This window comes from Amycolatopsis methanolica 239 (genome assembly GCF_000739085.1).
GTDB lineage: Bacteria > Actinomycetota > Actinomycetes > Mycobacteriales > Pseudonocardiaceae > Amycolatopsis_E > Amycolatopsis_E methanolica.
In genome coordinates, this window is sequence record NZ_CP009110.1 from 5,755,822 (window position 1) to 5,769,867 (window position 14,046).

12 protein-coding genes are annotated in these 14,046 nt (G+C 71.9%); 5 read left to right on the plus strand and 7 right to left on the minus strand.

Annotated features, from left to right (window positions below; translation table 11 throughout):
- Positions 1–165: 165 nt before the first annotated feature.
- Positions 166–768, plus strand: coding sequence for an excalibur calcium-binding domain-containing protein (locus tag AMETH_RS27980; RefSeq protein WP_017984512.1), 603 nt, complete (start codon positions 166–168; stop codon positions 766–768).
- Positions 765–1,394 (plus strand): class F sortase, encoded by a 630-nt coding sequence (locus tag AMETH_RS27985; RefSeq protein ID WP_017984513.1) that lies wholly within the window; start codon positions 765–767, stop codon positions 1,392–1,394. The genes AMETH_RS27980 and AMETH_RS27985 overlap by 4 nt, the downstream gene beginning before the upstream one ends.
- Positions 1,395–1,480: 86 nt before the next feature.
- On the opposite strand, the gene AMETH_RS27990 is transcribed toward AMETH_RS27985, so the two are convergent.
- Together AMETH_RS27990 and AMETH_RS27995 are read right to left on the minus strand one after the other, a co-directional pair.
- On the minus strand, positions 1,481–2,101 hold the full coding sequence (locus tag AMETH_RS27990) for an SAM-dependent methyltransferase (protein WP_017984514.1): 621 nt from the start codon (positions 2,099–2,101) through the stop codon (positions 1,481–1,483).
- Positions 2,091–3,104, minus strand: coding sequence for an NAD(P)/FAD-dependent oxidoreductase (locus AMETH_RS27995; protein WP_017984515.1), 1,014 nt, complete (start codon positions 3,102–3,104; stop codon positions 2,091–2,093). Before AMETH_RS27995 ends, AMETH_RS27990 begins: the two co-directional genes overlap by 11 nt.
- A gap of 128 nt (positions 3,105–3,232) precedes the next feature.
- On the opposite strand from AMETH_RS27995, the gene AMETH_RS28000 reads away from it, so the two are divergent.
- Positions 3,233–4,309, plus strand: a complete 1,077-nt coding sequence (locus AMETH_RS28000) for a carboxylate-amine ligase (protein ID WP_017984516.1) — start codon at positions 3,233–3,235, stop codon at positions 4,307–4,309.
- On the opposite strand, the gene AMETH_RS28005 is transcribed toward AMETH_RS28000, so the two are convergent.
- From AMETH_RS28005 to AMETH_RS28020, 4 genes are all read right to left on the minus strand, one after another.
- On the minus strand, positions 4,296–4,901 hold the full coding sequence (locus tag AMETH_RS28005; protein ID WP_017984517.1) for a bifunctional 4-hydroxy-2-oxoglutarate aldolase/2-dehydro-3-deoxy-phosphogluconate aldolase: 606 nt from the start codon (positions 4,899–4,901) through the stop codon (positions 4,296–4,298). The two genes, AMETH_RS28000 and AMETH_RS28005, sit on opposite strands and share 14 nt — an antisense overlap.
- The gene (locus AMETH_RS28010; RefSeq protein ID WP_017984518.1) at positions 4,888–5,643 is read right to left on the minus strand and encodes an IclR family transcriptional regulator; all 756 of its coding nucleotides are present in this window, start codon (positions 5,641–5,643) and stop codon (positions 4,888–4,890) included. Before AMETH_RS28010 ends, AMETH_RS28005 begins: the two co-directional genes overlap by 14 nt.
- On the minus strand, positions 5,643–6,542 hold the full coding sequence (locus AMETH_RS28015; protein WP_017984519.1) for a sugar kinase: 900 nt from the start codon (positions 6,540–6,542) through the stop codon (positions 5,643–5,645). Before AMETH_RS28015 ends, AMETH_RS28010 begins: the two co-directional genes overlap by 1 nt.
- A gap of 76 nt (positions 6,543–6,618) precedes the next feature.
- Positions 6,619–7,422 (minus strand): helix-turn-helix domain-containing protein, encoded by an 804-nt coding sequence (locus AMETH_RS28020; protein WP_017984520.1) that lies wholly within the window; start codon positions 7,420–7,422, stop codon positions 6,619–6,621.
- A gap of 61 nt (positions 7,423–7,483) precedes the next feature.
- On the opposite strand from AMETH_RS28020, the gene AMETH_RS28025 reads away from it, so the two are divergent.
- Both AMETH_RS28025 and AMETH_RS28030 read left to right on the plus strand, forming a co-directional pair.
- Positions 7,484–7,879, plus strand: coding sequence for a DUF3224 domain-containing protein (locus AMETH_RS28025; RefSeq protein WP_017984521.1), 396 nt, complete (start codon positions 7,484–7,486; stop codon positions 7,877–7,879).
- 46 nt (positions 7,880–7,925) lie between these two features.
- Positions 7,926–9,695 (plus strand): glycosyltransferase, encoded by a 1,770-nt coding sequence (locus AMETH_RS28030; protein WP_017984522.1) that lies wholly within the window; start codon positions 7,926–7,928, stop codon positions 9,693–9,695.
- Positions 9,696–9,995: 300 nt separating this feature from the next.
- Here the strand turns inward: AMETH_RS28030 and AMETH_RS28035 are convergent, their stop codons facing one another.
- On the minus strand, positions 9,996–14,045 hold the full coding sequence (locus AMETH_RS28035) for a SpoIIE family protein phosphatase (protein WP_017984523.1): 4,050 nt from the start codon (positions 14,043–14,045) through the stop codon (positions 9,996–9,998).
- Position 14,046 lies beyond the last annotated feature (1 nt).

The following is a 14,046-nucleotide window of genomic DNA, read 5'->3' on the forward strand; positions in this document are numbered from 1 at the left end:
CCGGAGGTCGATCTTCGCGCCACCCTTGCACGGTGAACAACACCCAGATACCGCCGTAATTTCGACAACAAATTCCTATTTCCGCGCGCGTAACGTTCATCCTTTCCGGAACGACAAAGCGGCTGCATTGCCCCGAGATCAATTCCTTCCGAAAAGGACGTCCCCATGCGCATGATCAGTCGCGTTCTCGGTACGGTCGCGGTGGCGGGTATCGCGCTGCTCGGTCCGGCACCTGCGGTTTTCGCGGCTCAGCCGACCGATCTCTACGACTGCGGCGACTTCACCTACCAGGAAGAAGCGCAGGCCATTTTCGACCAGACCCCGGGCGATCCGTACGGCCTCGACGAAGACGACGACGGCATCGCCTGCGAAAGCCTGCCGCACAAGCCGTCGGAGCAGCCGTCCACCCCGAGCACCAGCCCCGCCACCCAGGCGCCGCCCGTCACGGCTCCGCCCGAGACGACCACCGCGGACCTCGACTGCGCCGACTTCGCAACCCAGGCGCAGGCCCAGGCGGTCCTCGACGCCGACCGCAGCGACCCGCACCGCCTGGACGCCGACCACGACGGCATCGCGTGCGAGACCAAGTTCGGCGAGCAGAACCGCACGGGCGGCTCGCAGGTGAAGGTCAAGCCGGTCGGCGGCGTGGACACCGGCGGCGGCGACCAGGGCACCGACGCCGGCCCGGCGGTCGCGGTCGGGGCGCTCGTCCTCGTCGGCGGCAGCGCCGGCACCGTGCTGCTCATGCGGCGGCGCGCCGGCCGATGAGCACCGCGCGATGGCGCCGATGGCTCGCGATCGCGGCCGTCGGCGCCACCCTCACCGCCTGCGGCTCGCCCAGCGAGCCGCAGCCCGCGCCGGCCGCACCCCCGGCTTCGACGTTGCCGGCGCCGGTCTCCACCACCGCCGCCGCCCCGGTCGACGGGCCCCTGCCGCACTCCCGGCCGGTCAAGCTGGAGGTGCCGTCGATCGGCGTCAGCACCGGCCCGATCATCGACCTCGGCCTGGCCGACGACGGCACGCTCGAAGTCCCCGGTGACGCTGTCACCACCGGCTGGTTCACCGGCAGCCCGTCCCCCGGCGAGACCGGGCCCGCGGTGCTCGCCGCGCACGTCGACTACAACCGCGTGCCCGGCGCGTTCCACCGCCTCAAGGACACCAAGCCGGGCGACCAGGCGATCGTGCACCGGGCCGACGGGACCACCGCGGTGTTCACCGTCTACCGAGTCGAGCGGTACCCGAAGTCGCAGTTCCCGACCGACGACGTCTACGGCGACACCGCGGGGCCGGAGCTGCGGATGATCACCTGCGGCGGCGCCTTCGACCGCTCGACCCGCAACTACGCGGACAACGTCGTGGCCTACGCGCGCCTGTCGCAAGCCTACCGGGGCTGATCACGCCAGGGCGGCGTGAGCCGGGCGGCGCGCATCGCCGGACGCGGTCGGTTTTCGGTGCGGGCCGGCCCGGGCCCACGCGCACTTCAACGGCGTGCCCGCACCACCGCGTCGTAGATGGTCACCGCCTTGCCGTCCGGGTCCGTGGCTTCCCGGGGCCGCGCCTCGGCGACCTCCACGCGCCACTCGCCGGGCAGCCAGCTCGCCACCTCCTCCGCGCTGCTGAACCGCTCGGGCACGTGCGGCCGCCCCATCGTGGTGTGCAGGTCGCGCGCGTCGTGGTGCACCAGCAGCACCGTGCCGCCCGGGTTGAGCCACCCGGCGAAGCGCCCGACCAGGTCACGCAGCTCCGTGTTGCGCAGGTGCAGGAACTGCGCCGAGATCAGGTCGAACCGCCGGTCGCCCGGGTCCCAGGTCCGCACGTCGGCCCGCTCCCACTCGATCCGGTCCCCGACCCCGGCCGCCGCGGCGTGCTCGGATCCGCGTCGCAGCGCGGTTTCCGACAGGTCCAGCGCCGTCACGCGCCAGCCGCGCTCCGCGAGCCAGCAGCTGTCGGCTCCCTCGCCCGCGCCGATGTCCAGCGCCGTGCCCAGCGGCAGGTCCCGGGCCTCCGCCACGAGCTGCGGGTTGGGCCGTCCACTCCAGACCGCGGTGTGCGAGCGGTACCGCTCCTCCCAGAACTCCTCGCCGTACTCCTCAGATCCCATGACGCCGCGCCCCTCCAACGAGTTCGCTCACGTCGCCCTCCGCCGCGAACACCCCGGCCCGGTGCGCGGCGACCGCCGCACGCGTGTCCTCCGCGACCAGGTCGGCGTTGATCGCCGCGCCGGCCGTCAGTCCGCCGGACGCCGACACGATCACCTGCGCCGTCACGTTGGCGACGTTCCCCGCGACCCACACGCCCCGTACCGTGGTGGCGCCGGTCGGGTCCGCGGCGATGTAACTCCCGATCACGTGGCCCTGCACGACCTGCTCCGACACTTCGAGCCCGAGCGCGGTGAGCAGCCCGGCCCGCGCCGTGAACCGGGGCGCGACCACGGCCACCTGGCGCGGCACGACCTCGCCGGACCGCATCCGCACCCCGGTCAACCGGTCATCATGAACCTCGACGGCCGCGACCTCGCCCTCGACCACCCGGATCCCGCGGGCGGCCAGTTCCTCGCGCTGTTCGTGGGTCAGCTCGGGCGCCTGGTGCCGGAACAACGTCAGGTCGGCGCTGAGCTGCCGCCACAGCAGAGCCGCGTGCACCGCCATCGGGTTCCCGCCGATGACGCCGATCGCCTGGTCGCGCGCCTCCCACCCGTGGCAGTACGGGCAGTGCAGGACGTCACGGCCGAACCGATCCGCGACACCGTCGATGTCCGGCAGCTCGTCGACGAGTCCGGTGGTCACGAGCAGCCGGCGCGCGCGGACCTGACGGCCGTCGTCGAGGGTCACGTCGAAACCATCCGCGGTCCGCTCGGCCCCGGTGACCGTTCCCGTGACGATCTCGCCGCCGTACCCGGTCACCTCGTCGCGACCGATGGCGACCAGCTCGGCCGGTGGAGTACTCTCCCGGCCCAGGTAGTTGTGCACGTGTCCGGCTCGGGCGTTGCGCGGGTCGCCCGCGTCGACGACCAGCACCGACCGGCGCGCCCTGGCCAGCGCGAGGGCGCCGGCCAGCCCCGCCGCTCCACCACCCACCACCACAACGTCGTACTTCTCGTCCATGACCGCGACTATCCGCGCGACCGACCGCGGGTGACAAGAAATTTTGCCGGGATGGCAAACCCGTGGCGGGGCAGGGCTTGAAGAGCCGGGGAGCGGGTAAACAGCGGCCACCAACGAGGAGGGCGAGGGTGGAGCAGATATCGACGTTCGGCGTCGAGGAGGAGTTCCTGCTCGTCGACGATCGGGGGCACCTGTCGGACCGCGGTCCGGAGGTGGTCGAAGCCTTCGACCGGCCCGACGGCGACGTGCATCGGGAACTCGCGCGCAGCCAGGTGGAGCTGGCCAGCGAGGTCTGCCGGGGCGCGGGCGAACTCCTCGACCAGCTCACGCACTTCCGTTCCCGGCTCGCGGGCGAGGCGGCGAAGCGCCGGTTGCGCCTGCTCGCGAGCGCGACTCCGCCGCTTGCCGAGGAGCACCCGCCGGCGCTCACGCCGACGCCGCGGTACCGGCGGATGGGCGAGCACTTCGGCATGATCGCGCGCACCGGCACCACGTGCGGCTGCCACGTGCACGTGAAGATCCCGGACCGGGGCACCGGGGTGCGGATCAGCAACCACGTCCGGCCGTGGCTGCCGGTGCTGCTCGCGCTCACCGCGAACTCGCCGTTCGACAGCGGCCACGACACCCGGTACAGCAGCTGGCGGCACGTGCTGTGGTCGCGCTGGCCGTCCGCTGGCCCGCCGCCGGTGTTCGCCTCGCTCGACGAGTACGAGTCCCGCGTCGCCGCGATGCTTCAATCCGGCGCGATGCTCGACCGGGGCATGATTTACTGGGACATCCGGCTGTCGGAGAAGCGCCCGACGCTGGAGTTCCGCATCAGCGACGTCGCGGCAACAGCACGGGAGGCGGCCACCCTCGCGGCCGTGGTGCGCGGGCTCGTGCTCACCGCGATGTCCGAACTGGACGCTCCGCCGCCACCGGTGCCCGGGGAGGTGTTGCGGGCCAACCTGTGGCGCGCGGCACGCGACGGCTTGGACGGCTCGGCCCTGCACCCGGAGACTGGGCGCCTCACTCCGGCCCCGGCGCTGATCAGCCAGCTGGTGGAACGGATCCGCGGGGCGCTCACCGGGACCGGCGACCTCGACTTCGTGGTGGAGTCGCTGGCCTGGGTGCGGGAGCACGGCAACGGCGCCCAACGCCAGCGACGCGCCTACGCGGCGAACGAGCAGCTCACCGACGTGGTGGACCTGCTCAGCCTGCGGTAGCCGCCTTCAAGGCGGCCAGCGCGTCCGGGTCCGCGAGCGCCGAACCGACCGCCACGCCACGACACCCGGCGGCCAGGAAGTCCGCCGCATTGCCCGCATCGACACCACCCGTGGCGACGAACCGCACCGACGGGAACGGAGCCAGCTGCGCCGCGATCCAACCCGCGCCCAACTGCCGCGCGGGAAACGCTTTCAGCCAAGTGTTCCCGAGTGCCAGCGCGCTCGCGATCTCGGTCGCCGTCGCCACGCCGGGCAGGTGCGGCAGGCCGAGCCGGTGCGACTCCTGCACGACCTCCGGGCGCAACCCGGGCGCCACGGTGAACTCGGCACCGATCTCGCGCACCGCAAGCAGCTGGTCCACTGTGGTCACCGTGCCCGCGCCGACGCTCTTGCCCCGCTCCGCCGCCGCGGCCACGGCCGCGCGCAGCGACGGCATCGCGTCCGGCGTCTGCACCGGGATCTCCACCAGCTCCACCCCGAAGTCCCAGGCGCGCACGCACATGTCCACAGTCTGTTGTGGATCGAAACCGCGGAAGATGCCCAGCACTGGGTTGCGGCCGAGGTGTGCGGCGAAGAAGTCAGCGGGATCCATGGTCGTCTCCTCCCCAGCCCAGTGCCCGGGAGATCCGGTGGGCGGCGGTCCGGTACTCGCCGAGGTGTGCACGCAGTTCGGCCAGCGGCGCGACGACCTTGAGCGCGGTGACGGACAGGCTGTGCGTCACCTGGCCCCGCGCGTCGCGCACCGGCAGTGCCAGGCAGTTCAGGAAATCCTCGTGTTCGCCGTCGTCCTCGGCCCAGCCGCGTTCGCGGACGCGGTCCAGCTCGGCGGACAGCTCCGCGGGGCCGGCGACCGTGGTGGGCGTGAAGCGCTGGTAGTCGCACAGGGACAGCCAGCGTTCGCGGTCCGGCTGGTGCGCCAGGATCGCCTTCGCCACGCCGGCGGTGTGCAGGATGGCGGGCAGCCCGATACGCGACCCCATCGCGACGCTGCCGCGTCCGTCGATCTTGTCCACGTACACGACCCGGTCGCCCACCAGTTCCGCGAAGTGCACGGTGTGCCCGCAGCGTTCGCCCAGCTCCTGCAGGACCGGGCGGGCGAGGGCGCGTGCCTCGACCTGGTCCAGCGCGAGCTGGCCGTAGGCGATCAGCTGGAACCCCATCGCGTAGCGGTTGTCCGGGACGCGCCGGACGAACCCGCCCTCCTCCAGGGTCTGCAGGAGCCGCAGCGCGGTCGACTTGTGGACACCGAGGTGGTCGGCGATCTCGCCGAGGGTGCGGTGGCGACGGGAGACGAACGCGACGATGTCGATCGCGCGGGCGACGGTCTGGGACATCAGCCCAGTTTCCCGATGATGTCGGCGGCCGGCGGCAGCTCGGCGAAGTCCGACGGCGATTCGAGCACGCGGGCGGCGGCGTAGTGGCCCAGCCGGAGGCGGGTCACCTCGTCGCGGTCGTCGAGGAAGCCGCTGAGCCACCCGGCCGCGAACGCGTCCCCGGCCCCGACCACGTCCACCACGTCGACCTTCGTGGACGGCGCGCGGTGGACCCCGGTCGGCGTGAAGCTGACCGCCTCGATCGCGGCGTCCTTGACCACGAGGTAGCGCGGGCGGTCGAGGAGTTCGCGGACGCTCTCCGCGTCGCTCGTGCCCCACAGCGCCTCCGCCTCGTCGCGGCCGACGAACACGATGTCGCTGTCCTGGGCCAGTTCCCGCAGGACCTCGGGCGCGTCGCCGTGCCACAACCGCGGGCGATGGTTGACGTCGAAGCTGACCAGGCCCGGGCCGCGGACGAGGGCGCGGGTCGCTTCGCGGGCCTCCTCGGACAGCGCGGCCGTGATGCCGGAGACGTGCACGAGCCGCGCCGGCTGCGCGGTCCAGTGCGCGATGTCGGCGGTCGTGATCGCGGAGGCGGCGGAGCCGGCGCGGTAGTAGTAGACGCGGGTTCCGTCCGGGGTGGGGTCCTTGAAGTAGACCGCGGTGGGACGGCGCTCGTCGCGGCGGACCAGCGACGTGTCGACGCCGTGCCGCTGGAGGTCGTCGAGCACGAGGTCGCCGAGCGGGTCGACACCGAGCGCGCTCGCCCAGGCCGCCTTGTGCCCGAGGCGGGCCAGCAGGGCGGCGACGTTCGACTCCGCGCCGCCGGGCCGCAGCAGGAAGCGGCTGTCCGAGACCAGGCGGGCGCCCGCTTCGGGCGTGACCATGACCATGGTCTCGCCGACCGTCAGCACGTCCACGCCGCCTCCGTTGCACATGTTGCAATACCGTTGTCCTCATTGCAATATAGCAGGTGGCCGCGCGGCAGGGGTGCGGTCAGGAGCGGCGGGCGTAGCGGCCCGGCGGCTCACCGATCACCGCGGTGAACTCGCGGGTCAAGTGGGCCTGGTCGGCATAGCCGAGGTCGGCGGCGAGCTCGGCCCAGTCCACGGACTCATCGCGCGCCGCCCGCTCGGCCGCGTCGTAGATCCGGTACCGGCGCAGCACCCACTTCGGGCTCACGCCGATGTGGTCGGCGAACGCGCGCTGCAGCTGCCGCACGCTCATCCCGCCGCGCGCGGCCAGGTCCTCGACGCGCCGCAGGTCGCGGTCGCGCGCGGCGAGTTCGGCGAGGGCCGTGGTGTCCTCCGACGGCTGGCGCTCACCGGGGACCAGCGGGGCGAGGGCCTGGCCGAGCATCGCGGCGATCTCGTCGCCACCGGCCTCGCCCGCGAGCGCCTCGGCCAGCGCGGGCTCGGCAGGATGCAACGCCGGGAAACCGTCGGCAACCGGGTGGACCTGGTCCGTGATCGTGGCCATCGGCCTGCCCAGGAACGGGCGGAATCCGCCGGGCCGGAACATCACGCCCAGCGCCCGGCCGTGCCCGGACAGCCGGCGGGTGAAGCGCTGGGTCTGCACGCCGCTGACCATGCCACGCCCCTCGTCGAACGCGACGTTGACCACAGGGTGCACGAGGATGTGCTGCTCGTGGACGTCCGGCAGGTCCCAGGACACGAGCCAGTACCGGTCGACGAACCGGTCCACCCCCGGCGACGGTGGGTACCGGGTCAGCTCGAACCGCCGCAGCCCCGCGTTCGGGTGCAGGATGCCGCGGCTGTCCCGCTCGACCGGTTCGACCACACGCCCGAGCCTAGTCGCGTTTCTTCAAGACCGGCCGACGGCGCTCGCCTAGCGTGCGGGCATGACGACACGCGCGGAAAGCACCTTCACCAGCGAGAACAGCGAGACCACCCCGCGCGAGTGGACCGGCGGGTCGATGGCCAGGACGCGGTGGCTGAAGGAGTTCACCGGCGACCTGGAGGGCGCGAGCGTCGTCGAGGCGATCATGCTCCAGGTCGAGCCCGCGCCGGGTGGCGAGGCGGGCGCGATCTACGTCGGCGTCGAGCGGTTCGAATGCAGCCTGCACGGGCGCAAGGGCAGCTTCCTGCTCACCCACAACGCCACCTCGCTCGGCGAGGAAACCGGCGGCGAGTGGGCCATCGTGCCCGGCTCCGGCCGGGACGAGCTGACCGGGATCAGCGGCCACGGGGAAATCCTGCCGGACCACCACTTCGTTTTGGAGTACACGCTGCCCTGAAATCGGTTAGGGTGTCGCAATTCTCGACGCCGAGGACGTGACGCCCATGATCGGAGAACGAACGGCGCAGCGCACATTCTTCGCGCCGCCGCGGGACCGGGAACCGGCCGAGCTGTACCGGGAGATCGTCGCCGGATCGGCCACCGCGAGCCGCACCGCGTTCGCACTGGAGCCACACGCGCGGATCAGCACGAACACGTACTTCGGCCGCTTCCCGGCCAGTCACTGGCAGCGGTGGACCGATGTGCCGCGGGTGACGCTGCGGGTGCGGGCGCGTGGTTCCGGAACGCTCTTCCTGATGGCGTCCGACAGTCTTGGCCGGGAACGCACTGTGGATTCCGCACGCGTCCATTCAGCGGAATTGGAATACGCCGAACTGACGGCCGAGCTGAATCGTTTCGCCGACGGTGGCGGATTGTGGCTGGAGGCCGCGACGGAGAACCGTCGGCTGCGGATCGACGACGTCCGGTGGCTGGTTCCGGGCCCGGGCCGGGGTCACGGCGCGGTGGTCGCGATGTGCACCCACAACCGGCCGGACGAGTGCGTCGCCACCCTGCGGACGCTCGCCGCCGATCGGGAGTGCCTGGATGCGCTGGATGCCGTGTTCGTGGTGGACCAGGGCAGTGATCCGGCGCCCGTCGAGCGCGCCGGGCTGGGCGGGAAGCTGCGGCACGTGCGGCAGCCGAACCTCGGCGGCGCGGGCGGGTTCGCGCGCGGGTTGAGCGAGGCCACCGCCGACGGTCGCCGTCCGCACGTGGTCCTGATGGACGACGACATCGTGCTGGAGCCGGAAACGGTGCTGCGCCTGATCGCGTACGCCGAGCTGACCGTCGTCCCGGCGATCGTCGGTTCGCAGATGCTGCAACTGCTGCACCCGCACCGCCTGCAGGTGGCGGCCGAGTACGCGGACCTGCCGCGCCTGCGGGCAGGCCGACCGGTGCCGGGCGCCTTCCAGGACGTGGACCTGCGGGAACACAAGCTGGATCTGCACGTGGACGGCGAGTACAACGCATGGTGGACGTGCCTGGTGCCGCCCGAGGTGGTGGAGTCGACCGGCCTGCCGTTGCCGATGTTCTTCCAGTGGGACGACATCGAGTACGGCTTGCGAGCCCGCGCCGCCGGCCACCCGAGCATCACGCTGGCCGGCGCCGGAGTCTGGCACGCCGACTTCTGGTGGAAGGACTGGGACGACTGGCCGCGGTACTTCAGCGTCCGCAACGGCCTGATCGTCGCCGCACTGCACGGTGGTTTTGACGGCACGGCGGCCTTCCTGGCGGGTGAACTGACACGCTACCTGGTATCGATGAGATACGCCCTGGCCGCGACGCTCATCCTGGCGATCGAGGACTTCCTGCGCGGCCCGGAGGTACTCGCGGACGGCGGCGCGCAAGCCGTGGCGGCGGTGCGGAAGCTACGCCTGGAACACCCGGAGACTCAGTTGCGACCGGTATCGTCGGCCGCCCAGACGCGCACCGTCCGATCCGGACCGGAGCCATCGCGTCCAGGACTGGTCATGGCGAAGCGAATCGCATGGCACCTGCTGGGAAAGTCGCATGGGGAGGCGGCCGTTTCGGCGCGGGACAGCGACTGGTGGCATGTGGCGCTGTTCGACCGGGTGGTGGTGACCGATCCGTCGCAGGAGGGCGTGAAGATTCGGCAGCGGGACCGGGCATTGGCGAGCAAGCTGGCCACCGAAGGAGCGAAGGTCCTCCTGCGATTCCGCAAAGACGCGGAGGACACGGCCGCACGATACCGGGCAGCACTACCAGAACTGACCACAAAGGACAGATGGCAACAACGCTTCAACAAGAGCTAAGAACAGGAAGCCGGCAACGAAAAGCAAGCGACTACCCCAACCAGATCTCCCCCGCCCCCGATCCACAGCCGATCTTTAGGCGCCGACCAGGCGTGTCAAGGTACTCTTTCCCGCCTTGACACGCCTGCTCGGCGACTGAAACACAATCAGGCATCGGGGGCGGGGGTGGTCGTAAGGTGACCTTTGGCGCCGTGAGGCGCGGTTGCGGCCCTGGCTCAAGGTGATCGTCCAGTGTCAGGCGACGGGATGACCACCCAGCTACCTTGGGTTCAAAGATCAAGGGCACAGCGCTGTCGCGCCTCAGTCTTTCCAGTTTCGCATCAGGCGGACTTGGCTTCCCTGTTCCCCTGGGGTGATGTCCACTTCGGTCATCAGTGCGCGCATCAAACCTACTCCCCGACCCCTTATCCCCTTGTCGGCTGGGGGTGGGCGCCACTTGCCGTCGTCGGTGATCACTATTTCCACGGAACCCTCGTCGGCGGTGGCGGTCAGCGTCAGGGTGCCGTCGTCCCGGCCTGGGTAGCCGTGTTCGATCGAGTTCGTGCACGCTTCGTCGACGGCGAGGATCACGTCGGCGGCCGCCTCGTCGGGGACGTCGGACTGGGCCAGCCACTGCCGCAACTCCCGCCGCATGTCGACCAAGCTCCGTGGCTCCGCGGGCAGCTCCAGGCGCATCGGGCCGGGCGGGTGCACGTAGACCAGCACCGCCACGTCGTCGTTGTGGCCGGACGGCGGCAACAAACTGTCCAGCAGGTGCTCGGTGATCTCCGCCGACTGCCGGCGCGGCACCTCGCGCACCGCCACCCGCGCGCCTTCGATCGCCTCGTCGATCGGCTGGCCGTGCCGCTCCACCAAGCCATCCGTGTACAGCAACAGCACCGAACCCGGCCGCAACGGCACCGTCGCACGGGGACGGTCCGCCGACCGGCGCACCGCCAACGGGACCGACAACGCCTGGTCCAACAACTGATCACTGCCGTCAGCGTGGCTGAGCACCGCCGACGGGTGACCGGCGCTGGAGTACGTCACGATCCCGGCCACCGGGTCGACCACCGCACAAAACACCGTGGTGCACAAGGCGCCCGGGATCTGCCGGGCGAAGCCGTCCAGCTGGTCCAGCGCCCGCGCGGGGTCGCCGTAGCTCAACAGGAGCGCACTGCACGCACTGCGCAGCTGCCCCATCACCGACGCCGCCGCGAGCCCCCTGCCGACACAATCTCCCACGACCACCGCGATCCGGCCGTCCGGCAACCGCGCCACGTCGTACCAGTCGCCGCCGACCTCCAGCGGCCGCACCGCAGGCTCGTACCGCACCGCGAACCCGGCGGGCAGATCCGTCGGGCCCAGGATCGCGTGCTGCAGCGTCAGCGCGACCGCACGCGCCTCGTCGTAGCTGCGGGCCCGGCCGAGTGCCTGCGCGAGCTGCGCCACCAGCATCCCGAACAGCGCGCGGTCCTCGGCGCCCAGCACCTGGTCCGCCCGCTCGGCCCACACCACCGAATCACCACTGCCGAGCGTCGCCCCGAGTTCGCGGCTCGCCTCCGGCGGCCAGATCTGCCCCGGCGCCTGACGGCGCGCGCGGTCCAGCCGCTCGTACAGCTCCGGCTCCAGCTCGTCGAACGAACCGGCCTCCGGATCGCCGGCGAGCAACCCGCCGCTCTCCACGGTCGGCCAGATCGCCGCCACCACCCGCGTCGCACCGAGGATCGCCCGCAACGCCGACACCCCGGCGTTCAGCACCTCCGCGACATCGGTGGCAGCCGCGAGGTCCACTGCGAACGCGGCCAGCACCGCCTCCCGGTCCGCCGCCTCCTTCTCGACCGTGACATCCCGCAGCGTCCCGACCAGCCAAGACCGCCCGTCGTCCTCGGCGACACGCGTGAGAGTCAGGGCGGCCCACGCCTCACTCCCGTCCGGGCGCTCCACCCGGACCGACACCTCGTGCCCATCACCCAGGTAGCCCACCAGATCGACAGCCGGCACGCGCTCGGCTTCCCCGCCCAGCCACGGGTACGGCCACGCCATCGGCACGCTCTCCGCGCCGTACCCGGTGATCGTGGCGAACGCCGGATTGACCTCGACCACCACGCCGTCGCTGTCGGCGACGAACACGCCCTCCCGCAACGACTCGAACAACGCACGGCGGAACTCCGACTCGCGCCGCCGCAGACCGGACAACGCCAGGTTCGCCCGCACCCGCGCCAGCAGCTCCGCGCCGGAAAACGGTTTCGGCAGGTAGTCGTCCGCGCCCGCCTCCAGACCGGACACCGCCGCCTCGACCCCGGCCCGCGCGGACAGGAACAGCACCGGCACCGACTTCGTCGCCGGTTCCGCCCGCAGCGCCCGGATGAGCCCGAACCCGTCCAGCCGCGGCATCATCACGTCCGACAACACGAGATCCGGGCGGTGGCGCCGCGCCAGCTCCAGCCCCTCGACACCGTCCCGCGCGAGCAGGACCCGCCCGACCGGGCGCAGCATCCGCGAGATGAACCGGCTCAGATCGGTGTTGTCCTCGACCACCAGCAGCGTCGGCCCCTGCTGCTCGCCGGGCGGCGCCGTCTCGCCTACCGCGTCGACGCGCCACTGCAGCGCTTCCTCGCGGTAGGCGGGCGCGGCGGTGAGCTCGAAATCGACGGCCGCCGGGGGCGCGACCGCCGCGAGCGGCAACCGGACGCAGAACGTGCTCCCGGCCCCCTCCACCGAATCCGCGGACACCGTGCCATCGTGCAGCCGCACCAGTTCCTGCACCAGAGCCAGCCCGATCCCGGCGCCCTCGTGGGAGCGGCCCTCGCGCCCGCGCGCCCGGTGGAACCGCTGGAACAGCCTGGGCAGCTCGTCGGCCGGGATGCCGGCGCCGGTGTCGGTGACCGTCAGCTCGGCGTGCCCGTCCACCTCCCGCAGCCGGACCGCGACCCCGCCCTCCCGCGTGTACTTGAGCCCGTTGGACAGCAGGTTGAGGACGATCTTCTCCCACATGTCCGGGTCGACGACCACCGCGCGGGACAGCGGCGGGCAGTCGATCTCGAACCGCAACCCGGCGCGCCGCACGGCCGGGGCGAAACTCTCCGCCACCTCCGTGGTCAGCGCGGCCAGGTCGTGCGGCGCGGAGTCCGGTTGCAGCCGGCCGGCCTCGAGCTTGGCGAAGTCGAGCAGGTCGTTCACCAGCCGCCGCAGCCGACCGGCGTTGCGGTGCACCAGCTCCAGCCGCTCGCGCTGACCGGGCGGCAACGGCTCGGCGGTGGCGGCCAGCGCGTCCTCGGCCGGGCCGGTGATGAGCGTCAGCGGGATGCGGAACTCGTGGCTGACGTTGGCGAAGAACTCGCTCTTCGCGCGGTCGAGCTCGGCCAGCGCCTCCGAGCGACGACGCTCGCCCTCGTAGGCGAGCGCGTCGGTGATCAGGCTCGACACCTGGCCGCCGAGCAGTTCGAGGAAGGCCCGGTAGTCCGCGTCCAGCGCCTGGTAGGCCGACACCCCGAGCAGCAGCGCGCCCACCAGCTCCGCCCGCCCGGCGGCGACCAGCGGCAGCACCACGGCGCGGTCCGGCGCGGCCGTGCCGACCACCACCGGTTGCACGAAGTCCGGCCCGAACCGCTTCCGCAGCCCGTCGCACACCCGGGTCCCGCCGTCCCACAACGGCCAGACCGGTTCCCCACCGCGGTGCAGCACCGCGGGCGCGGCGCGCTCCCCGGGACCGACCCCGTACGCGGCGGCCAGCGACGCCTGCCCCTCGTCGAACAGGTACGCCAGCGCGAACGGCAGATCGGCGCCGTGCCGGCCCAGCGCGGACACCGCCGACCGCGCGGTCTGCGCCACCGACCCGGCCGCCGACACCTCGCCGAGATCGTTGAGCACCGCCATCCTGCGCTGGCGGACCACCTGCTCGGTGGTGTCCTGGACCGCGACCAGGATGCCCAGCACCTCGCCCCGGTCACCGGAGATCGGGCTGTAGGAGAACGTCCAGTACGTCTCTTCGAGGTAGTTGTGCCGGTCGAGGAACAGCAGCTGGTTCTCCGAGTAGGTGGCTCCCTGACCGGTCACGACGTGACGCGTCAGCGGGCCCAGTTCGGCCCACGCCTCCGCCCAGCACTCCGAAGCCGGGCGCCCGAGGTAGCGCGGGTGCTTCTCGCCCATCGCCGGGCGGTAGGCGTCGTTGTAGAAGACGGTGAGCTCGGGCCCCCACCACACCAGCATCGGGAACCGCGACGACAGCACCAAGCGCAACGCGGCGTGCAGCTCACCCGGCCACTCCCCGATCGGGCCGAGGGCGGTCGCCGTCCAGTCGCGTGCGGCGACCATCGCCCCCATCTCACCCACGGCGTCCAAATAGGACGTGTCAGCCGGATCCGTCATC